Origin of the sequence: Actinomadura xylanilytica (assembly GCF_030283145.1) — a bacterium.
GTDB lineage: Bacteria > Actinomycetota > Actinomycetes > Streptosporangiales > Streptosporangiaceae > Spirillospora > Spirillospora xylanilytica.
In genome coordinates, this window is the sequence record NZ_JASNWE010000003.1 from 1,234,130 (window position 1) to 1,253,234 (window position 19,105).

Annotated in this window: 15 protein-coding genes; 5 read left to right on the forward strand and 10 right to left on the reverse strand. The window is 73.6% G+C overall.

Going from position 1 to position 19,105, the window contains the following annotated elements; all coding sequences use genetic code 11:
- The first annotated feature begins 85 nt into the window (after nt 1-85).
- Nucleotides 86-1,510, forward strand: a complete 1,425-nt coding sequence (locus tag QP090_RS23265; protein ID WP_285941248.1) for an MFS transporter — start codon at nt 86-88, stop codon at nt 1,508-1,510.
- A gap of 46 nt (nt 1,511-1,556) precedes the next feature.
- Here the strand turns inward: QP090_RS23265 and QP090_RS23270 are convergent, their stop codons facing one another.
- The 3 genes from QP090_RS23270 to QP090_RS23280 all read right to left on the reverse strand — a co-directional run bounded on the left by QP090_RS23270 (nt 1,557) and on the right by QP090_RS23280 (nt 6,264).
- Nucleotides 1,557-2,720: an alkaline phosphatase family protein gene (locus tag QP090_RS23270; protein ID WP_285941249.1), complete on the reverse strand. Its 1,164-nt coding sequence runs from the start codon at nt 2,718-2,720 to the stop codon at nt 1,557-1,559.
- On the reverse strand, nt 2,717-3,298 hold the full coding sequence (locus QP090_RS23275; protein WP_285941250.1) for a DUF5998 family protein: 582 nt from the start codon (nt 3,296-3,298) through the stop codon (nt 2,717-2,719). The genes QP090_RS23270 and QP090_RS23275 overlap by 4 nt, the downstream gene beginning before the upstream one ends.
- 455 nt (nt 3,299-3,753) lie before the next feature.
- Nucleotides 3,754-6,264 (reverse strand): bifunctional acetate--CoA ligase family protein/GNAT family N-acetyltransferase, encoded by a 2,511-nt coding sequence (locus QP090_RS23280; protein ID WP_285941251.1) that lies wholly within the window; start codon nt 6,262-6,264, stop codon nt 3,754-3,756.
- A 167-nt stretch (nt 6,265-6,431) separates the two neighbouring features.
- On the opposite strand from QP090_RS23280, the gene QP090_RS23285 reads away from it, so the two are divergent.
- The gene (locus QP090_RS23285; protein ID WP_285941252.1) at nt 6,432-7,358 is read left to right on the forward strand and encodes a carbohydrate kinase family protein; all 927 of its coding nucleotides are present in this window, start codon (nt 6,432-6,434) and stop codon (nt 7,356-7,358) included.
- A gap of 139 nt (nt 7,359-7,497) precedes the next feature.
- Here QP090_RS23285 and QP090_RS23290 read toward each other — a convergent pair whose 3' ends face one another.
- On the reverse strand, nt 7,498-8,523 hold the full coding sequence (locus QP090_RS23290; protein ID WP_285941253.1) for a LysR family transcriptional regulator: 1,026 nt from the start codon (nt 8,521-8,523) through the stop codon (nt 7,498-7,500).
- A gap of 294 nt (nt 8,524-8,817) precedes the next feature.
- The gene (locus QP090_RS23295; RefSeq protein WP_285941254.1) at nt 8,818-10,932 is read right to left on the reverse strand and encodes a RecQ family ATP-dependent DNA helicase; all 2,115 of its coding nucleotides are present in this window, start codon (nt 10,930-10,932) and stop codon (nt 8,818-8,820) included.
- A gap of 195 nt (nt 10,933-11,127) precedes the next feature.
- Between QP090_RS23295 and QP090_RS23300 the strand changes: the two genes are divergently transcribed.
- Genes QP090_RS23300 through QP090_RS23310 form a run of 3 tightly spaced genes read left to right on the forward strand, consistent with a single transcriptional unit; the run spans nt 11,128 to nt 13,963 of the window.
- Nucleotides 11,128-12,456, forward strand: a complete 1,329-nt coding sequence (locus QP090_RS23300; protein ID WP_285941255.1) for a threonine/serine exporter family protein — start codon at nt 11,128-11,130, stop codon at nt 12,454-12,456.
- Nucleotides 12,457-12,497: 41 nt separating this feature from the next.
- On the forward strand, nt 12,498-12,824 hold the full coding sequence (locus QP090_RS23305) for a DUF8820 family protein (RefSeq protein WP_490393329.1): 327 nt from the start codon (nt 12,498-12,500) through the stop codon (nt 12,822-12,824).
- A gap of 8 nt (nt 12,825-12,832) precedes the next feature.
- Complete coding sequence (locus tag QP090_RS23310) at nt 12,833-13,963, forward strand: DUF6745 domain-containing protein (protein ID WP_285941257.1); 1,131 nt, start codon at nt 12,833-12,835, stop codon at nt 13,961-13,963.
- Nucleotides 13,964-14,031: 68 nt separating this feature from the next.
- On the opposite strand, the gene QP090_RS23315 is transcribed toward QP090_RS23310, so the two are convergent.
- From QP090_RS23315 to QP090_RS23335, 5 genes are read right to left on the reverse strand one after another with little or no spacing between them, the layout of a single operon-like run.
- Nucleotides 14,032-14,880 (reverse strand): STM4011 family radical SAM protein, encoded by an 849-nt coding sequence (locus QP090_RS23315; RefSeq protein WP_285941258.1) that lies wholly within the window; start codon nt 14,878-14,880, stop codon nt 14,032-14,034.
- Nucleotides 14,880-16,172, reverse strand: coding sequence for an STM4012 family radical SAM protein (locus tag QP090_RS23320; RefSeq protein WP_285941259.1), 1,293 nt, complete (start codon nt 16,170-16,172; stop codon nt 14,880-14,882). Before QP090_RS23320 ends, QP090_RS23315 begins: the two co-directional genes overlap by 1 nt.
- On the reverse strand, nt 16,169-16,969 hold the full coding sequence (locus tag QP090_RS23325) for an STM4013/SEN3800 family hydrolase (protein WP_285941260.1): 801 nt from the start codon (nt 16,967-16,969) through the stop codon (nt 16,169-16,171). The genes QP090_RS23320 and QP090_RS23325 overlap by 4 nt, the downstream gene beginning before the upstream one ends.
- The gene (locus QP090_RS23330; protein WP_285941261.1) at nt 16,957-18,039 is read right to left on the reverse strand and encodes an STM4014 family protein; all 1,083 of its coding nucleotides are present in this window, start codon (nt 18,037-18,039) and stop codon (nt 16,957-16,959) included. Before QP090_RS23330 ends, QP090_RS23325 begins: the two co-directional genes overlap by 13 nt.
- Nucleotides 18,036-18,989 (reverse strand): STM4015 family protein, encoded by a 954-nt coding sequence (locus QP090_RS23335; protein ID WP_285941262.1) that lies wholly within the window; start codon nt 18,987-18,989, stop codon nt 18,036-18,038. Before QP090_RS23335 ends, QP090_RS23330 begins: the two co-directional genes overlap by 4 nt.
- Nucleotides 18,990-19,105 lie beyond the last annotated feature (116 nt).

Below are 19,105 nucleotides of genomic sequence, written 5' to 3' on the forward strand. Positions count from 1 at the left end.
CGTCCCCCGGGCCGCCGACCGGCGGCCCTTCTTTCGGCGTCAAGTGTGAGTGGTCGACCACTCTATCTCTGGAGAAAGGACCCCCATGTCCCCCACCGCACGGCGGCGCACCGGGCCGATGCTCGCGCTGCTCGCGTTCGCCCAGTTCATCAGCGCCATCGACTACAACATCGTCTACGTCGCGCTGCCCGCGATCGGCCGCGACCTCGGCTTCACGGCCCAGTCCCTCCAGTGGGTGGTCAGCGCCTACGCCGTCGCCTTCGGCGGCTTCCTGCTCTTCGGCGGACGCGCGGCCGACCGCCTCGGACGACGCCGGATGTTCGTCCTCGCGCTGTCCCTCTACGGCCTGTCATCGCTCCTCGGCGCCCTGGCCGGCGCCCCGTGGGCGCTGATCGCCGCGCGCGCCGTGCAGGGCCTCGGCGGCGCGCTGCTGCTCCCGGCCACGCTGTCGCTGATCAACGTCGGCTTCGCCGAGGGCCGCCCCCGCAACCGGGCGCTGGCGGTCTGGGGTGGCGCGGGCGGCGTCGGCCTCGCCCTCGGCTCTCTGCTCGGTGGGATCCTGACCAGCGGTTTCGGGTGGGCGTCGGTGTTCATCGTGAACGTCCCCTTGGCCGCGGCGGGCATCGCCGCCGCGTTCGCCGTCATCCCCGCCGACCCGCGCGCCGGGCGTGGCCGCGGCTTCGACCTCCCGGGCACCCTGACGGCCACCCTCGGCGGCACCCTGCTCGTCTACGCCCTCGTGCAGGCGCCCGAGACCGGCTGGGACGCCCCGGAGACCGCCGGCGCGCTCACCGCCGCCGCGCTGCTCCTCGTCCTCTTCGCGGCGGTCGAGTCGCGCACCGCGAACCCGGTGCTGCCGCTGGACCTGCTCGCCAACCGCGGCCTCGGCACCGCCATGGTGATCACGTTCGTCTTCATGGGCACCTTCGGCGCGCAGTACTACACGCTGACCGTCTACCTCCAGGACCTGCGCGGGTACGGCGCGCTCGCGACCGGCCTGGCGTTCCTGCCCGGCGGCGTGATCGGCCTGGCCGGCACCAAGATCAGCGAACGGCTGCTGGGCGCGGCCGGGGTGCGCCGCACGCTGCTCGCCGGCCTGCTGACCGGCGCCGCCGGAATGGCGGGCCTCGCGCTCGGGATGGCGCCGGCGGGCGGCTACCCGGCGCTGCTGCCCGGCATCGCGCTGCTCGCCCTCGGCCAGGGCATCACCTGGACGGCCATGTTCGTGGCCGCCGCGTCCGGCGTGGCCCCGGAACGGCAGGGCGTCGCGTCCGCGATGGCCTCCACCACCCAGCAGATCGGCGGCGCCGTGGGGCTGGCCGCGCTCGTGGCCCTGGTCAACACCGGCCCCGGCGGCGAAGCCTCGATCGGCGGCCTGCGCACCGCCGGATGGGTCGCCGCCGCGGTGACCGTGGTGGGGGCCGCCATAGCGCTCACCCTGCGAACCGGCCGCCCGGCCGCGCCCGGACACGACGTGGAGGCGATGCCGCAGGCCGCGGACCGCACCTGACGCTCCACCCCATGCCATGCGGAGGCGGCGGCGGAGTCTGTCGCCGTCAGGGGTTGGTCACCCTCAGCAGGGGGACGAGCTGTTCAGCCGGGATCAGCGAGCCGTGCATGCCGACCATGCCGTCCAGCCACGGCTCCCGGTGGGAGGCGACGATGGCCAGATCGCCGTGCGGGACGGCGATCACATCGCCGATGCGCTCGATCATCCCGGCCGCGAGCGGCCCGAACCACCCCTCGGCGACGGCCTCGTCCCTGGACCGGACCCAGGCGCGGTCGCCCAGGATGTCGCGCCAGGACGCCAGCACGTCGGCGTGGGCGCCCGGCTCGGTGTAGACGTACCGGGCGCGGGCGTCGCCGCCGAGCAGGGCGACGCCGTCCCGGAGCCCGGGGACCGCGTCGGCGTCGATCCGCTCGGACGGGTCGACCATGCCGTGGTCGGCCGTCACGTACAGGGCCGTCCCGGCGGGCAGGGCCTCGGTGAGCTCCCGGGCGAGCAGGTCGACGAAGCGGAGCTGGTGGGCCCAGTCGTCCGACCGGACGCCGAACCGGTGGCCGGTCGAGTCGAGATCGGCGTGGTAGACCGTCACCAGCGACCGGTCGCCCGCGCGCAGCGCCCGGCCCGCCTGGCCGACGAGCTGGCCGAGGCCGCCCGCGGCCCGGTAGTCGGCGCCGCGGGCGGTGGCGCGGCTCAGGCCGCTGCCCCGGTAGGAGCCGTGCGCGACGTAGGAGGCGGCGATGCCGTTGGCCGCCGCGAGCTCGTAGATCGTGGGCGCAGGCTGGAACTCGGCCGGATCGACGGTGTCGTCGTGCCAGCGCAGGCAGTTGAGCAGCCGGCCGGTGCCGGGGACCGCCACCTGGACGCCGAGCAGCCCGTGCCCGCCGGGCGGCAGGCCGGTGGCCAGCGATCCCAGGCTCGTCACGGTCGTCGCCGGGAACCCCGCGGTCAGCGGTCCGCCCGCCAGCGAGGCGAGGTAGGGCGCGTGGCCGGGACGGGCGCGGAGCTGCTCCCAGCCGAGCCCGTCGATGATCAGCACGCACGCGCGCGGGAGCTGGGGCAGCCCCAGCGTGTCCGGCATGCCGGGCACGCCGAGCGCGCCCAGCACGGAGAACGGAAGGTCGGCGAGCGCCCCCGCCCCGTACCGGGGTACCGGCGGCGGCCCGGCCTCCGACCGTCCGGCGCCTCGCGGGGCGGGCTCCGGCGGGGCGGTCATCGGGCGGTGGCGGCGGCCAGCTCCTCGGCGAAGGCCAGCACCTGGCCGACCGCGTCGGCGCCGTCGGCGGCCTCGCTCACCCGCAGGGACAGGTCGTCGGCGGTGACGCTGCCGGTGTAGCCGTGGTCGGCCTCGCAGTTCTCGTCGCCGCAGGTGGCCGGTTCAAGGTCGATGTGCGCGATGGCGCCCCAGCCGATGGTCAGCACGACCTCGGTCGGCGGCACCCCCGGCACGTACGAGGCGGGGTCGGGGACGACCCGGGTCACCGCGACCGACTGGACCCGGTCCAGCTTGACGGCCTCGGTGGTGGTGGACGCGTGCGGCTGGGCCATGCCCTCGCCGGGCGGATGCTCGTCGGTATGGCAGACCAGCAGCCTGGTGGGCGACAGCACCAGCACGGTGACGTGCCGCCGCACCTCCATGGCCGGGTCGAAGGCCGCCTCGTGGTGCACCACGTAGGCGAGCACGCGCTCGTCGCCGATCGCCGACTCGACCGCGTCGGCGACCAGGGCCGGATAGTAGCCGCTGCGCTCGATCGCGGTGCGCAACCCGTGAGGCGTCGCTCGGGTTTCCCTCATGGCCCCATCCTGCCCTGTCCCGGGAGGGCTCCGCACACGACCGCCCCCGAACGCGGTCATTCCGATGCCCTCGGGGTACGGGAACAGGCATGGACGCAAGAGACCCGCTTCCGCCGCCGCCGCCGGTGCCGCGTCCCGGACCAGACCCGGCACCCGCCCCGGAGCCCTTGATCCCGCCCCCCGAGCCACCCCCCGTACCGGCGCCGGGCCCTTCCCCGCAGCCGCCCGGACCTGGGCCGCGCCCCGGGCCCGTTCCGCCCGGCCCCGCGCCCGACCCGATCCCGCCGGGGCCGCCGCCGGAACCCGAGCCGCCCGGCCCGGCACCGGACCCGATCCCGCCGACACCCGACCCCGGCCCGGAACCTCCGCCGTCCTGAGCCCGAAACTCGCCTCTCACACCGGAACCGGATATCCGAACGGAAATCCCGGGGCACCGGAATCAGGCGCCCGCCGGCTCAGGGGAGGCGGCGCGGCCCTAGTTCGGGGCGGGGACCGAGGGGGCGCTCCAACCGCAGGGCGACCCGCCGAACGGACGCGCCGGACGCGCCGACCACGACGGGGTCGAGTTCGAGCCGCGCCACCTCGGGCAGGTCGTCGCCAAGGCGCGAGACGCGCAGGAGCAGCTCTTCCACGGCGGCCACGTCGACCGGCTCCGCCCCACGGTGGCCCAGCAGCAGCGGAGCCGTGCGGATGGCCCGGACGAGGTCGGCGGCCTCCACGTCGGTGAGGGGCGCCAGCCGATAGGCCCGATCGTCCAGCAGCGCCGCTGTCTCGTCCGCAAGGCCGAACGAGATGACCGCGCCGAACGAGTGGTCCTCCATGGCGACGATCCTGGCCTGGACGCCTTCGCGGTCCTCACCGGTGACGGCCACCCCGTAACAGGCGAGCAGCTCCGCGGCCTGCTCGGCGGTCGCGTGCACCGGATCGCCCGATCCGAGCCACTGCTCCACCAGGGCCCTCGCGCGCCTGCGGTCGGCGCCCGCGAGCTCGGGCATGCGGCCCGGTGGCCGCTGCCGCCACTGCGCGTACCGGACGACGTACGCCAGCGCCCGTACGGCGTCCTCAGGGGCCGGGTAGGACGGCACCGAGCCCGCCGCCGCCACCCCGTCGGGCCCGGTGACGCGGAGGTCGGCCGGCATACCCGTCGAGCCCAGGTAGGTCGCCACGATCGGCTTGGTGCTGCCCGCCGCCAGCCGCATGATCTGCTCGGGGACGCGCAGGTCGTAGCCGCCGATCGTGGGCGGCGCGAACAGCGCCACGACCGCGTCGACCGTGTCGTCGGCCAGCGCCTCGGCGAGCGCCGCCTCGTACTCCTCGGCGCCCGCGCGGGGCCCGAGGTCGACCGGCGGCCGGACGTCCAGGCCCGCCGCCGCGCCCGCGTCCTGCGCCAGCAGCCCCAGCGAGTCGGAGTTGTCGATGATCGCGACCCGGTCGCCCGCGGGCAGCGGCTGGTAGGCCAGGAGCTGCGCCACGTCGAACAGCGCCGACAGGTCGTCCACCCGGATCACCCCGGCCTGCGCGAACAGCGCGCTGACCGCGTGGTCGGGCAGGCTGAGCGCCCGCGCGGCGTGCCCGAGCGGGACGCCCTGGAGGCTGCGCCCGCTCTTGACCGCCACGATCGGCTTGCGCCGCCCCAGCCGCCTGGCCAGCCGGGCGAACTTGCGCGGGTTCCCGAGCGACTCCAGGTAGAGCAGGACCGCCTTGGTGGCCGGGTCCTCCTCCCAGTACTGCATCAGGTCGTTGCCGGACACGTCGGCGCGGTTGCCCGCGGAAACGAACGTGGACAGGCCGAGCCCCCGTTCGGCGGTGCGTTGCAGGATCGCGATGCCGAGCGCGCCGGACTGGGAGAAGAACCCCACCGGCCCGCGCCCCGGCATCGTCGGCGCCAGCGTCGCGTTCAGCCGTACGTCGGGATCGGTGTTGGCGATGCCCAGGCAATTGGGGCCGACCACGCGCATCCCGTACGCGCGGGCGAGACGGACCAGTTCTTCCTGGCGCGCTCGTCCTTCAGGGCCGGTCTCCCCGAAACCTGACGAGACGACCACCAGGCCGCGCACGCCCTTGCTCGCGCACTGCTCGACGACGTCGTGCACGGTGTCCGCGCGTACGGCGACCACGGCCAGGTCGACGTCGTCGGGAATCTCCAGAACCGACGCGTACGCCCGCACGCCCGCGACCGCCTTGGCGGTCGGGTGCACCGGATAGACGGGGCCGGTGAAGTCACCGCTCAGCAGATTGCGCAGCACGGTCTGCCCGACGGAGTGCTCGGCCCGGCTCGCGCCGATCACCGCCACCGACCCCGGGAACAGCAGCCGCTGGATCGACCGCGACTCGGCCCGGTGCTCGCGCGCCCCCATGACCTCCACCGAGGTCTCGGTCGGCTCCAGGTCGAGCACCAACTCGATCACGCCGTCCTCGAACCGCTGCTCGGCCCGGTACCCAGCCTCCCGGAACACCCGCGTCATCCTGCGGTTGTCGGGCAGCACGCTCGCCACGAACCTGCGCACCCCCCGCTCGCGCGCCGCCGCCGCGATGTGCTCCAGCAGAACGGCCGCCAGGCCCCTCCCCTGATGCGCGTCCTCCACCAGGAAGGCGACCTCGGCCACACTCCCCGGCTCGTCCTTCCCGGTGCCCTCCGAGCCCGTCGCCGAACCCGCGGTCGCGTCGTCGTCGGCAGGACGGGCGGGCAGCCGGTCATAGCGGACGACCGCCACCATCTCCTCGCCGATCGTGGCGATCAGCGCCGTCCGGCGGTCGTAGTCGACGGTGGTCAGATGCCGGATCTCCTTCTCGCTCAGCCGCGGGCGGGGCGAGAAGAAGCGGTAGTAGATCGATTCTGGGGAGAGCCGCGCGTAGAAGGTGCGCAGCAGCTCGGCGTCCGCACTGCGGATGGGACGCAGATGCGCCGTCCCGCCGTCGGTGAGGACGACGTCGGCCTCCCAATGATCCGGATAGCCCTCGGTCACGTACCCGAGGGTATGGCACCGGCCGGAGGGCCCCGGTCCTCGAAAAACGCCGCGATCCCCGCTTTCGCTGCGCGTTCGAGACCTCGTCGGGGCTCAAGAGCTGTTACGGTCGTCCACACGCCCAGAATGCCGCTCGCGCGGGCCGTGTTGATCGAGGTGATGACTCCATGACGCGCGTGGTCGTGGTCGGCGATCTTATGACAGATACCGTGGCACGTGCCGCGTTCCCCCTTGCCAAGGGCAGTGACACGCCTGCGGCCGTAACGATTCACGGGGGAGGCTCGGGCGCCAACGTGGCCTCGTGGCTCGCCCTGGAAGGGGTCGAGGTCGCGTTCGTGGGCCGCCGAGGCTCCGATATCGCGGGCCGAAACCGGGACATGGAACTGATGGGGTACGGGGTCGACGCCCGGCTGGTCATGGACCAGGAACGCCCCACCGGAACCTGTGTGGTCCTGGTCACCCACAAGGGCGACCGGACCATGCTCTCGGACCCGGGGGCCAACGCGGCACTGCTGCCCGAAGACATCGAACGCTGCAAGGACCTGTTCAATCAGGGCACCCACCTGCACCTGTCGGGTTACGCCCTGATCAACGAGGGGTCCCGGAAGGCCGCCATCCACACGCTGGACCTGGCCCGCAAGGCCCAGATGTCCATCTCGGTGGACGGCGGCTCCTCCTCCCCGCTCAAACGGATGGGCGCCGAGCCGTTCCTGGAATGGACCCAGGGCTCGCGGCTGCTGGTGGTCAACGCCGACGAGGCCGAGGTGCTCACCGGCCGGGACAATCCCGACCAGGCCGCCAAGGTGCTCACCGCCTGGTACCCGCAGGTGGTGATCAAGGTCGGCCGGGACGGTGCCCTCTGGTACACCAACGGCCGCCCGGAGCCGGTCACGGTCGCGGCCGAACCGGTCGAGAAGATCGCCGACGGGACGGGTGCCGGTGACGCGTTCGTCGCCGGGTTCCTGCCGGTGTGGCTCGACGGCCAGCAGCCGACCGACGCCCTCACTGCGGGCTGCCGGCTGGCGGCGCGCGCCATGCAGCACCTGGGCGCCCGCCCCACCCTCGACGTCGTCGACAACCAGATCAAGAACTGAGCGTCCCGGAGAGCCCGGTCCCCCAGGGGGCCGGGCTCTCCGGCATGCACGCCCGTCCATCGCCCCTCCGCCCGCCGTCCGAGCAGCCGGGCCAGGTGGACCGGGGGTCAGGAGGGTCGGGGGCCAGGAGGGTCGGGGGTCAGGTGGGCGGGACGTAGGTGCGGGCGTCCTCGCGGACCGCGGCCCACAGGCGGTTGAGGGGGTGCGCGGCGTCGTAGCGCTCCAGGTCGGCGCGACGGACGAACGCGCCGGTCATCAGCTCGGCCTTCGGTTCGAGATCGTCGTGCAGCTCCAGGATCCGCAGCGGGACGCCGTCGCCGTCCCAGCGGCGGACGGCGCGGCGGCCGATGGAGCCGGTCACGATCATGCAGCCGCGGACGAAGCCGGAGCGCAGCAGCGACAGCCCGTAGTTCACGTCGTCGATGTCGGCGACGACGTTCAGCCGGTCGCGGAAGCCGGGACCGTACCAGGTGGCCAGCAGATCGGCGATCAGGCCGGCGGGCGGCACCACCAGCGGCAGGCCCGCCAGCCCGCTGGTCTCGACCGTCCCGCCGGGCAGTTCCGGCTCGGCGAGGTTGGTCAGCAGCAGCGCGTTGCCGCGGGCGTACTCGACGACCTCGTACCCGCGCAGCCGGCGGTCGCCCTCGGGCGTGCTGACGATGCTGCCGCAGATCAGGTCGACCTGCTTGGTCTCCAGGCGGGACCACAGGTCCTTGGTGCGGACGTGCGCGACCTTGAACTCCACCTCCCGCTGCCGCAGCTCCTCCGACACCCGGTCCCAGGCCCGCGACACGATGGGCAGGGTGAACTCGGTGGTGCCCACGGTGAGCATCCGGCCCAGCCGCCGCCGGCTCCAGTGCACGGCCTCCAGCCACTGCGCGATGGTCGCGCGGGCGAGCTCGGCCGTGGCCTCGCCGGTCGGGGTGAACAGGAAGTCCTTCCCGCGGCCCTGCCTGAGGGTGAGCACATCTCCGCACAGCGCCTGGCAGTTGCGGTTGAGCGTGTCGAGCTGCTTCTGCACGCTGGACTGCTCGCGGCCGAGGGCACGGGCCGCGCGCAGTGCGGAGCCCGTCTCGTGCACGACCAGCAACGTTCGGAGCTGGTCGAACGTCGTGTCGAGCAGCCCCGTGGGGCAGTCGAGGAGATCATCGAGGGAGAACGACACGGACACGGACGTTAACAGTCCCCTCGGTGTTCAGTCCGACACGGGGTGAAATGTCCGCTGGTCCAGTCGAGCCGGAAGTGATGACATTTCCCGTCCAACTTATCGATGCATGTTCTCTCAAACAACTGGACACCGTTTTCTAACCCATAGAACACTTCCTCTCGTTCCCGCGGTCCGCCGGCCGAGACCGCGGGCGGGCGGCCCGGCTCCTCCGGTCCGCTCCCCTTCACTTCCCGGGAGTCCTGCGGCCGTCGCGGGGGCGACCGCAGGGCCTCCGGGAACCCGGGGTCCGGGTTAGTTGATCACCGCCAGGGCCAGGGGGAGGACGGCGGGCGCGCCGGCTTCGCGGAGGAGGCGGGCGGCCACCGTCATCGTCCAGCCGGTCTCGATCCGGTCGTCCACCAGCAGGATCGGGCCGCCGGCCTCGCGCACGGCCGCGGCGACGTCGTCGGGGAGGGCCAGCCCGTGCCAGACCGAGCGGAGCCGCTGCGCGCTGTTGTGGCGGCGCGGGATGGGCTCCCCCAGCGGGACGAGCTCGCCCAGGTGCGGGATGCGGCCGATCTCGGCGATGCGGCGGGCCAGACCGCCGACCAGGCGGGGGCGGCTGCGGGAGCCGATCGCGACGACGCCGGCGGGGCGGCTCTCCCAGTCCCAGGCGGCGAGCACCTTGACGACGGCGTCGAACATCTCGGGGGTGGCCTCGGTGTCGCCCCCGGCGAACAGCTCGCGGAGGCGGGTGCCCCAGCCGATGTCGGTGAGCCGCCCGAGGGCGCGTCCCGGCTCGGCCGCCCGCTGGATGCGGCCGGCGACGCCGAGGTCGTCCTTGACGCCGGTGGGCCACATGCGGCGTGGGGCGACGTCGACCCCGGGACGGCGCAGGCGTTCGCGGGCCTGGGTGGCGCCGCGCTCGCTGACGTCGGCGGACCAGTGCCGGCCGGTGCAGTTGTCGCACCGCCCGCAGGGCGCGGCGGCGGGGTCGTCGAGCTGGCGGCGGAGGAACTCCTCGCGGCAGCCGGTGGTGGCGATGTAGTCGAGCATCGCGCGCTGCTCGCGGGAGCGCTCGGCGGCGACGCGCTCATAGCGCTCGCGGTCGTAGACCCAGGCGTCGCCGGTGGCGGTCCAGCCGCCCTTGACGCGGCGGACGGCGCCGTCGACGTCGAGCACCTTGAGCATCATCTCCAGCCGGGCCCGGCCGAGGTCGACGCGGGGTTCGAGGGCTCCGGTGGACAGGGTGCGCCCGGCGTCGGACAGCACCTCCAGGGTGGCCCGGACGGTGGGTTCGGGCGGGAAGGCCAGCCCGGCGAAGTAGGCCCAGATGTCGCGGTCCTCCGGGCCCGGCAGCAGGATCACCTCGGCGCGGTCGACGCCGCGGCCCGCGCGCCCGATCTGCTGGTAGTAGGCGACCGGGGACTGCGGGGCGCCGACGTGCGCGATGAACCCGAGGTCGGGCTTGTCGAAGCCCATGCCGAGCGCGCTGGTGGCGACCAGGGCCTTGAGCTTGTTGTCGAGCAGGTCGCGCTCGGCCTGGAGCCGTTCGGCGGGGTCGGTCTGGCCGGAGTAGGCGGCGACGGGGTAGCCGCGCTCGCCGAGGTAGCCGGCGATCTCGTGCGCGGCGGCGACGGTCAGGGTGTAGATGATGCCCGAGCCGGGGAACTGGTCGAGGTGCTCGCCGAGCCAGGCGATGCGCTGCTCGGCGGTGGGCATCTGGACCACGGCGAGGTGGAGGGAGTCGCGCTCGAGCGGGCCGCGCAGCACGAGCGCGTCGTCGAGGCCGGCTCCCCCGGCGAGCTGCTCGGCGACGTCCTGGGTGACGCGGGCGTTGGCGGTGGCGGTGGTGGCGAGGACGGGGATGCCGGGCGGCAGCTCGGCGAGCAGCGTGCGGAGCCGCCGGTAGTCGGGACGGAAGTCGTGGCCCCAGTCGGAGATGCAGTGCGCCTCGTCGACCACGACCAGGCCGGCGCCGGCGGCCAGCTTGGGCAGCACCAGGTCGCGGAAGTCGGGGTTGTTGAGCCGCTCGGGGCTGACCAGCAGCACGTCGACCTCGCCGGCCTCGACCTCGGCGAAGACGCCCTCCCAGTCGTCGGTGTTGGCGGAGTTGATCGTGCGGGCGTGGATGCCGGCCCGGTCGGCGGCGTCGATCTGGTTGCGCATCAGCGCGAGCAGCGGCGAGACGATCACCGTGGGCCCGGCGCCGCGCTCGCGCAGCAACCGGGTCGCCACGAAGTAGACGGCGGACTTGCCCCAGCCGGTGCGCTGCACGACCAGCGCCCGGCGCCGCTCGACGACCAGGGCGCGGATCGCGGTCCACTGGTCGTCGCGCAGCCGCGCGTGCTCTCCGGCGAGCGCGCGCAGGCAGCGTTCGGCGTCATTCCGCAGGTTGCCGTCGTCGGACGGCTCAGTAGGGGCCATGCCCTCCTTGCTACCAGCCGCCGCCGACGGTACGCACCAGAACGGGATTCTGTGGAAAACCCGGATCCGGTCGGTCCAGGTGATCAACTGGCGAACCCGGCCAGGTAGCCTGCGGTGAGGGATTGTCAGGGCGGGAGGTCACGGTCGCATATGGGGCGGGCAGCTGAACGGTTGTGGCGCACTTGGCACGTCCTGATGGACGGGTCGACGCCCGAGCCGCCCGAGGACGAGCCGGGCGAGCTCGTCGATCCACTGGCGATCGATCTGGTGCTGCGCGTCGGCGAACTGCTACTGGCCAGCGGCGAGGCCACCGAGCGGGTGAACGAGGCGATGCTGAGCCTCGCGCTCGCCTACGAGCTGCCGCGCTGTGAGGTCCAGGTCACGCTGACCAGCCTGCTGGTGTCCGCGCGTCCCGGCAGCGGCGCGCAGCCCGTCACGGCGGCGCGCTCCATCCGGCGCCGCACGCCCGCGTACTGGCGGCTCGCCAAGCTGCACGCCCTGGTCCAAGAGGCGTCGATCGGCATGCTCGAGCTGCACGAGGCGCACACGCGGCTCGCGGAGATCAAGCGGGGCCGCGCGCCGTACCCGCCCTGGCTGATGGTCGTGGCGTTCGGGATGATCGCCGCGTCCGCCAGTGTGCTGTCGGGCGGCGGGTTCCTGGTCGCGATGACCGCGTTCTTCGCGACCATGCTCGGCGACCGCGCCGCCGCCGCGCTCGCCCGCCGCGGCCTGGCCGAGTTCTTCCAGCTGACGGTGGCCTCGTCGATCGGCGCCGCCGCCGCCGCGCTGGTGGTGGCGATGGGCAACCCGGCGCACGCCTCCACCATCGTCACCGGCGCGATCCTGGCGCTGCTGCCGGGACGGCCGCTGGTGGCGAGCATCCAGGACGGCATCACCGGCGACCTGGTGAGCGCGGGCGCCCGGGTGCTGGAGGTCTTCTTCATGATCGCGGCGATCGTGGCGGGGCTCGGCGCGGTGGTCTACGTGGCGATCAAGCTGGGTGCTCCGATCGAGGTCAACCCCCTCCAGACCGCCGCGCCGAAGCTGCGGCCGGTCCCGCTCCTGGCCGCGGCGGCGATCTCGCTGTCGTTCGCGGTGTCCCTGGCCGTCCCCCGCGAGGCGCTGCTGGCGGCGACGTTCGGCGGCGGCCTGATCTGGGTGCTGTACGTGCTGCTGCTCGGCTGGAACGTCACCCCGGTGCTCTCCGCCGCCGTGTCGGCGGTCATCGTCGGAGTGCTGGGGAACTGGCTGTCGCGGCGCCGCCAGATGCCGGTGATGCCCTTCATCGTCCCGGCGATCGGGCCGCTCCTGCCCGGGACGTTGCTGTACCGGGGCATGGTCCAACTCAACACGGGCCAAGGCCAGGCGGGCGTGCTGAGCCTCATCGGGGCCATCTCGGTGGCGCTGGCCCTGGGCGCGGGCGTCAACCTGGGCGGGGAACTCGTCCGCGCGTTCCAGCGCGTCGGGCTGAGCGCCTCCGGCCGCTGGGCCCGTCCGGCCGCGCGCCGTACGCGCGGGTTCTGAGCCGCGCTGGAAGTGTCGGTGCCGCCCGCTAGCTTCGCGGTATGTACCGACAGGGAGACATCCTCATACTGCAAGTGCCTGAGAAGGCGGTCCCGAACGCCGTGCGCGATCTCCCTCCGGCGCCGCGCGACCGACGGGGCCGCATGGTGCTCGCGCTCGGCGAGGTCACCGGGCACGCCCACGCGCTCAAGGCGCCCGGCACGCTGCGGCGGTCGCCCGACCCGATGACGCCCGACCACCTGCACCTGCCGTCCGGCGGGCTGCTGGTCCATGAGGAGCACGCGGCGATCTCCCTGCCCAAGGGGTGGTACCGGGTGGTCAGGCAGCGCGAGTACGTGCCGGGCTCCGCCCGCGTGGTCGCGGACTGAGCGGGCAGATGGAGACCGAGAGCTTGCAGATGGAGACCGCGCCCGGCGGGGCCGTCCGGGGAGCGCAGTACGTGGTGGGCGACTGGCAGTCGGCCGGTTTCGCCACCGGTCCGGCCGACCGTGAGCGGGCCGAGGCGGGCATCACCGCCGCTTATGCCGCCGCCGGGCTCGACGCGCCTGAGAGGTTCGTCTGGGTGTCCTCCCCCGCGCACGGGGCGGTCGCCGCGGCGTTCATCGGCGGGTACGGCGCGACCGAGGGGATGGCCGAGCTGGCCCGGTTCGTCGACGGCGCCGACCTCGACGGCGCGGGGTCGAGCGTCCGCGACGCCGTGCGGACGCGTCCGTGGGAACGGGAGCGCACCGCCGCCAGTGCCGAACTGGGACCCGAGCGGTGGGCGACGGCCTGGGCCGAGACCGGCGGGCTGCTATGGGATCCGGTGAACGGGTTGGTCGCCCGGGTGCGGCAGGCCATCGGGGCGCTGGCCGGGGACGGTTCCGAGGCCGAGTCGCTGCTGCGCGCCGCGACCCTCGATGCGGTGCTGGGCCAACAGGACGCCCCCTGGCTGGCACTGTTCGAATCGCTCGGACGGCTCGACGGGCCGCTGGCCGGCCTCGCCGAGGCCGCCCGTTCCGCCGGATGGTGGTGGCCCTACGAGCGTGTGGTGGTCGTCTCCGAGCGTCCGGACGAGCTGTACCGCGACGAGCCCGGACGGCTCCACCGCGGCGACGGGCCCGCGCTGGCCTACCCCGGCGGGTTCGCCCTGCACGCCTGGCGCGGCATGCCGATCCCCGCCGACTTCGTCGCCTCCCTGGCCGAGATCGACGCCGCGCGCATCGCCGGCGAGCCCAACTCCGAGCTGCGCCGGGTGATGCTGGAGATCTTCGGCTACGACCGCTACCTGGCCGAGACGGGCGCGCGTCCCCTGCATCGCGACGAGACCGGCGTGCTGTGGTCCATCGACCTGCCGGGCGACGAGCCGGTCGTCATGGTCGAGGTGGTCAACTCCACCCCTGAGCCGGACGGCTCGTACCGCACCTACTACCTGCGGGTGCCGCCCGACACGCGCACCGCGCGCGCGGGCGTGGCCTGGACGTTCGGCGTCCCCGAGGCCGACTACCAGCCCGAGAAGCAGACCTGACCCCCTTGACGCGAGCCGATGCCCCCTGGTGACCACTTCCCCTGGTCACCAGGGGGCATCGGCCCGCGTCAAGCCTCCATGTGGGGGATGCGTTCCAGGATGCCCCCGGCGAACACGTCGTAGAGGCCGAGCGGCTCCAGGTGGACGTACCCGATGTGGCAGTCGCAGGCGTCGACGGGGCAGCCGCGTGGGGCGAGGGCGTCACGGAACGATTCGTCGTAGAGGTTGCCCAGGACGGTGGGCACGAAATGGCACCGGCGAACCGTTCCGTCGCCGTCCACTGAGATGACGCTCTCCCCCGTACGGCAGGGCAGGCCGCGGCTGGGATGCGGGTGGCGGCTGTAGGCGAAGTGGGGATCGAGGCCGGTCCAGGCGGCGGCCTCGGCGTCGGTGTAGGTGCGGCCCTCGGCCGCGTTGATCCACAGGTAGGTCCCGGCGGGCAGGTCGGCCCGGAGGCGGCGGGCGGCGGCGAGGTGCTCGGGCTGCCCGACGACGCCGACGCTGAACCGGACGCCGCGTTCGGCCAGGTCGCGGCACCTGGAGAGGAACCGTTCGTAGGGGACCTGGCCCGGGTGGTACGTCGCCCAGAGCGCCAGCGTCCCCAGATCAGCGTCCGCGGTCCAGGCGACCCGGTGGCTGAGGTTGGTCTGGATCGCGGCCCGCTCGACGTGCGGGAGGCGGCTGAGGCCGATGAGGGCGTGCCGGTACCAGGAGCGGACCAGGCCCTCGCCCCACGGGGTGAACAGGACCGAGACGGGATGGGTCTGCTCGGCCACCCAGCCCGTGAACCGCTCGAGCGCGGCGCGGTCGGCGCGGAGCTGCTCCGGGGTGTCGCGGCGCTTGCCGAACGGGCAGTAGGGGCAGTCGTAGTCGCAGCTCGCGAGCGGTCCCCGGTAGAGGATCGTCAGGTGCTCCATCAGCGCGCCTCGTAGGCGTCCATGAGGGTCCGCACGCCGGGTGAGAACAGCGCGGGGCCGATCGCGTCGGAGTGGGCGAGCCCCTCGGGGGTGAGGCGGAGGACGTCGGCGGCCTGGTCCAGCCAGCCCTGTTCGGCGAAGCCGGCCAGGTCGGCGGCGAAGTCGTCGGCGGCGTCGGTGCCGAAGCGGGCCCGGTAGCCGGCCCGGTCGAGGCCGGCCGTCTGGAGCAGCGACTGGATGAGGTGGCGGCGGCGCCGCTCGGCGTCGGGTACGGGGAATCCGACGCGGGCCGTGCCGAACTCCGTCTCCGCCACGTAGTCGTCGATGATGGCGCGGACCTGGCTCGCGCCGACCGCGTACTCGAACGAGTAGTGCAGGCGCGAGGTGTACGAGCGGGCCCCGCAGCCGAGCCCCACCATCCCGTCGGTCTGGCAGCAGTACTCGGTGCCGTTCTCCGTGCCTCCGGGCAGCCGGAACATCCGCATGGACACCTGCTCGTAGCCCTCGCCGAGGAGGTGGTCCCGGCCGATCCGGTACAGCTCCAGGCGCTCGTCGTCCCAGTCGCGCGCGCGACGGCCGAGCCCGGTCAGCGGCCGTACGTACAGCGGGTAGAGGTAGAGCTCCTCCGGACGCCAGCGCAGGGCCGCGTCCAGGGAGTGCAGCCAGGTGGCGGTGGTCTGGCCGTCGATGCCGTAGATGAGGTCGATGTTGAGCGTGGGGAAGCCCACCGCGCGGATGCGGTCGAGCGCCGCCTCCACCTCGGCGCGCTTCTGCGGCCGTACGGCGGCGCGGGCCTCCTCGTCGATGAAGCTCTGCACGCCGATCGAGATGCGGGTGGCGCCGCGTTCGGCGAGCACGGTGAGGCGGTCGGTGGTCGCGGTAACCGGGGAGGTCTCGACGCCCAGCGGGATCGCGGGCAGGTCCGCGAAGCGTCCGGCGACGTCACAGAGCCGTTCCAGCTCGGGGGCCGTCAAGTAGGTGGGGGTCCCGCCGCCGAACGCGGCTGTGGCGAACGAGGTGTCGCCGAGGGCGTCCCTGGTGGCGGCGGCCTGCCGTTCGAGGGCGTCCAGATAGGCGCCGGTCAGTTCCTCGGGCGCGCCCGTCCGCGTGAACAGGTTGCAGAAGCCGCAGCGCATCTCGCAGAACGGGACGTGCAGGTAGAGGAAGAGCGCGTCGCGCGCCTCCCCGTCCCACACCTGCTGGAGCGTGGGCGCCGGATCGAGCGGCCGGTAGGCGGTCTTGTGGGGGTAGGCGTAGACGTAGCCCTGGTACGGGCCTGTGGTGGTGCTCACTTCAGTACGAACTCCCCATACGGAACGGTCCAGACGACCTCGTGGCCGATGCGGTGCCCGGTATGGCCGTCCTCGCCGTACGCGGTCCCGTGGTCAGAGCAGACGATGACGAAGCAGGGGCGGCGCATGAGGCCGAAGAGCCGTCCCAGGTGGCGGTCGACATGGCGCAGTGCCGCGGCGTGGCTCTCTCTGGAGTCGCCGTGCTCGCGCGTCGCGCCGTCGAGGTGGAACCAGTTGGGCTGGTGCAGCGCGGCCACGTTCAGCAGCAGGAACAGCCGACGGTCGTGGGGAAGGCGCCCGACCACCTCGGCGACACGGTCGATCTGGTGGGGCAGGGACTCAGGGTCGGTGACACCGAACTCAGGCTCCCAATGGCTCTCGGCGAACATATCGGGCAGGACGGAGCCGAGCGGCGTCCTCTTGTTGAAGAAGCCCACACCGCCGACGCAGACCGTGTGGTAGCCGGCTTGGGCGAGCCCCGCCGGCAGGTCGGCGGCGTCGAACGTCCACGTCCCGTCCGCCGTCGACTCACTGCCGGGGAAGCGTCCGGCGAAGAGGCGGAGATGCGGGCCGGGGCCCGCAGGGGTCGGCAGGAATCCGGCCAGCATCGCGGTGTGCGCGGCATAGGTGAAGGAGCCCGGCGTGTGCCGCCGCTCCCACGTCCCGCCGGGGAGGAGACCGGCCAGCGTCGGGGTCTCGCCCGCCGCGGCGAGTTCGGCGGCCACGTCGTGGCGGAGCGTGTCGAGCGTCACCAGCAGCAGGTCGTGGCCGCCGATGACCTGGTTCATGTCGTGCATACGGGGAGCTTCTCCGACAGGACGGCCTGGACTTGGGCAGTGTAGGTGTCGAGACCGTCCGCCGCGCCGCCGGGTAGGCCGGTCAGCCCCGGCAGCAAATCGCCGAACGCGTTGACCTCGCCGACCGCGAACCGCCGCCACCCGACCTGGATCAGCAGGTCCACGCCGACCATGAGGCTGCCGGGGAAGCATTCCGCCGCCCGCGCGCACGCGTCGAGCGCCCGCCGCCAGCCGTCCTCGCCCAGCGCCGCCCGCACCTCGCCGAGGTCTCCGCGCGCGCCGCCGAGGTGCAGGTTGGTCATCGGATGCCGGCTGGTGCGCGCCACCACGTGGGTGGGCTCCCCCGCGATCACCACCACCCGCAGGTCGAGCGCCCGCCCGCCGAGCGACGCCTTCGGGATCCACCGCTCCACGTGCAGCCCGTCCGGCGCCAGCGCGTCGATCAGCGCCGCCACCTCGGGCTCGGTCTGGTAGGCGCGGACCCGCAGCGAGTTGAGCATGCCCGTCCCGGTCATGGCCGCCGAGGTGACGGCCCTGATCCGGCCGGGCGCGACCTGCAACGCGACGACCCCGGACGCCGACGAGCCGTGCGCGGGCTTGACGAACACCCGCGCCGCCTTCTCCGCCGCCATCCGCGCGCGCAGCTCCGCGTAGCCGCGCACCTCCCCCAGGGCGGACGGGACGGGCACCCCGGCCGCTTCGAGACGGGCGTGGCACACGCGCTTGTCGAACATCACCGCGATCTCGCCCGTGTCGCTGACGGAACGGACGCCCGCCCGCGCGCCCGCGGCACGGACCCGCTCCAGCGCGGCGGTGAACGTCCCGTACCAGGCGGCGCCGCCTGGTACGCGGGCCGGATCGCCGGGGCCGCGCAGCAGCGCGTCGGCCTCGGGGTCGCCGCCCGGCGACTCGACGCGCAGCACCGTCCCCGGCGCGATCTCCGGCTCGGCGCCGCGCAGCACGTCCGTCCAGGCGATCACGTCCGGGCCCGCCAGGCCGGACGAGCGGCACGCGGCGGCGAACCCGTCCGTCCGCCGGTCGCCGGGCGTGCCGACCACGGTGAACCTCATTCCGCGACCGCGATGTAGGAGCCCGAGTCGTCCCATATCTCGTTGTCGAGCCAGCCGGGTTCGCCGGTCGCGTCGTCCAGGTCGACGCGCACGCCGGACAGCGCGGCCTTCAGCCGGTCGGCCATCGCGTCGGACAGGAAGGCGTGGTGGAGGTCGAGCTCCTTCAGGTGGGTCAGCGGCTGCCCGTTCAGCAGCGCCTCCGCGCCCCGGTCGGTCAACGCGCCCATCGACAGGGCCAGGGACTCCAGCCGGGCGACGACGGAGGCGGTCGCGACCGCCTCGGCGATCTCGTCCTGGCAGTCGGCGTTCTGCAACCCGAGCCGCCGCAGCGCCGGGAGCCTCTCGCCGGTCAGGATGGGCCCCAGGTTCGGGACCGTCACGCTCCGTCCGCGTTCGTCGGCGCCCAGCCACAGGTCGAGGTGCTCCAGGGCGGGCAGGTCGCTGGCCGTCACGCTCTGCACGGCGCTCGCGGGCAGCCCGCCCGACTCGAACCGCAGCACCTTCAGCAGTTCGTTGCGCATCGGCGTGAACCGCAGGCCCTCACCGCCACGGACCTCGAGGTGCTCCAGCAGGGGGAACGCGGCGAACAGCGGGGTCAGGTCGAACTGCTCGATCCACGAGATGTGCCTCTCCCCGTCCACGATGTCGCCCAGGAACAGCGCCCGCAGCGAGGGGAACCGGTCGGCGACACCGATCAGCAACTCGATCGGGTCCTCCTCGTACTCCCACCAGCCGATGACCAGATGGGTCACCTCGGCGGTGTCGACAGCCTCCAGGAAGAGCGGGAAGTTGTCCTGGAGGTCTCTGAGCTGCGCGCCGTTCTCGTGGACGAAGCACCGGACGGCCCAGGCCGCCGCCGAGGCCGCCGGCAGCCCGTCGCCCGCCCCGCGCTCGCCGTCGAACTCGACCACCGGCAGGCCGGCGAACGTGTCAAGGTGCTCGGTGATCATGTGCTGGTTCCTCCAGAAGGATCGTGTGACCTGTCATACCAGCCACACCCGACAAACCCGGACGGTTCCCGGGGCCGCGCCCCCGGCCGGAAATCGGCTGTCCGGACAGGGCGGCG

What these genes read in the sequence shown, in the direction of transcription:
- QP090_RS23335 (WP_285941262.1), bottom strand. Translation starts at nt 18,989, where the DNA reads ATGATCACCGAGCACCTTGACACGTTCGCCGGCCTGCCGGTGGTCGAG.
- QP090_RS23270 (WP_285941249.1), bottom strand. Translation starts at nt 2,720, where the DNA reads ATGACCGCCCCGCCGGAGCCCGCCCCGCGAGGCGCCGGACGGTCGGAG.
- QP090_RS23325 (WP_285941260.1), bottom strand. Translation starts at nt 16,969, where the DNA reads ATGCACGACATGAACCAGGTCATCGGCGGCCACGACCTGCTGCTGGTG.
- QP090_RS23275 (WP_285941250.1), bottom strand. Translation starts at nt 3,298, where the DNA reads ATGAGGGAAACCCGAGCGACGCCTCACGGGTTGCGCACCGCGATCGAG.
- QP090_RS23315 (WP_285941258.1), bottom strand. Translation starts at nt 14,880, where the DNA reads ATGGAGCACCTGACGATCCTCTACCGGGGACCGCTCGCGAGCTGCGAC.
- QP090_RS23310 (WP_285941257.1), top strand. Translation starts at nt 12,833, where the DNA reads ATGGAGACCGAGAGCTTGCAGATGGAGACCGCGCCCGGCGGGGCCGTC.
- QP090_RS23330 (WP_285941261.1), bottom strand. Translation starts at nt 18,039, where the DNA reads ATGAGGTTCACCGTGGTCGGCACGCCCGGCGACCGGCGGACGGACGGG.
- QP090_RS23295 (WP_285941254.1), bottom strand. Translation starts at nt 10,932, where the DNA reads ATGGCCCCTACTGAGCCGTCCGACGACGGCAACCTGCGGAATGACGCC.
- QP090_RS23285 (WP_285941252.1), top strand. Translation starts at nt 6,432, where the DNA reads ATGACGCGCGTGGTCGTGGTCGGCGATCTTATGACAGATACCGTGGCA.
- QP090_RS23265 (WP_285941248.1), top strand. Translation starts at nt 86, where the DNA reads ATGTCCCCCACCGCACGGCGGCGCACCGGGCCGATGCTCGCGCTGCTC.
- QP090_RS23300 (WP_285941255.1), top strand. Translation starts at nt 11,128, where the DNA reads ATGGACGGGTCGACGCCCGAGCCGCCCGAGGACGAGCCGGGCGAGCTC.
- QP090_RS23305 (WP_490393329.1), top strand. Translation starts at nt 12,498, where the DNA reads ATGTACCGACAGGGAGACATCCTCATACTGCAAGTGCCTGAGAAGGCG.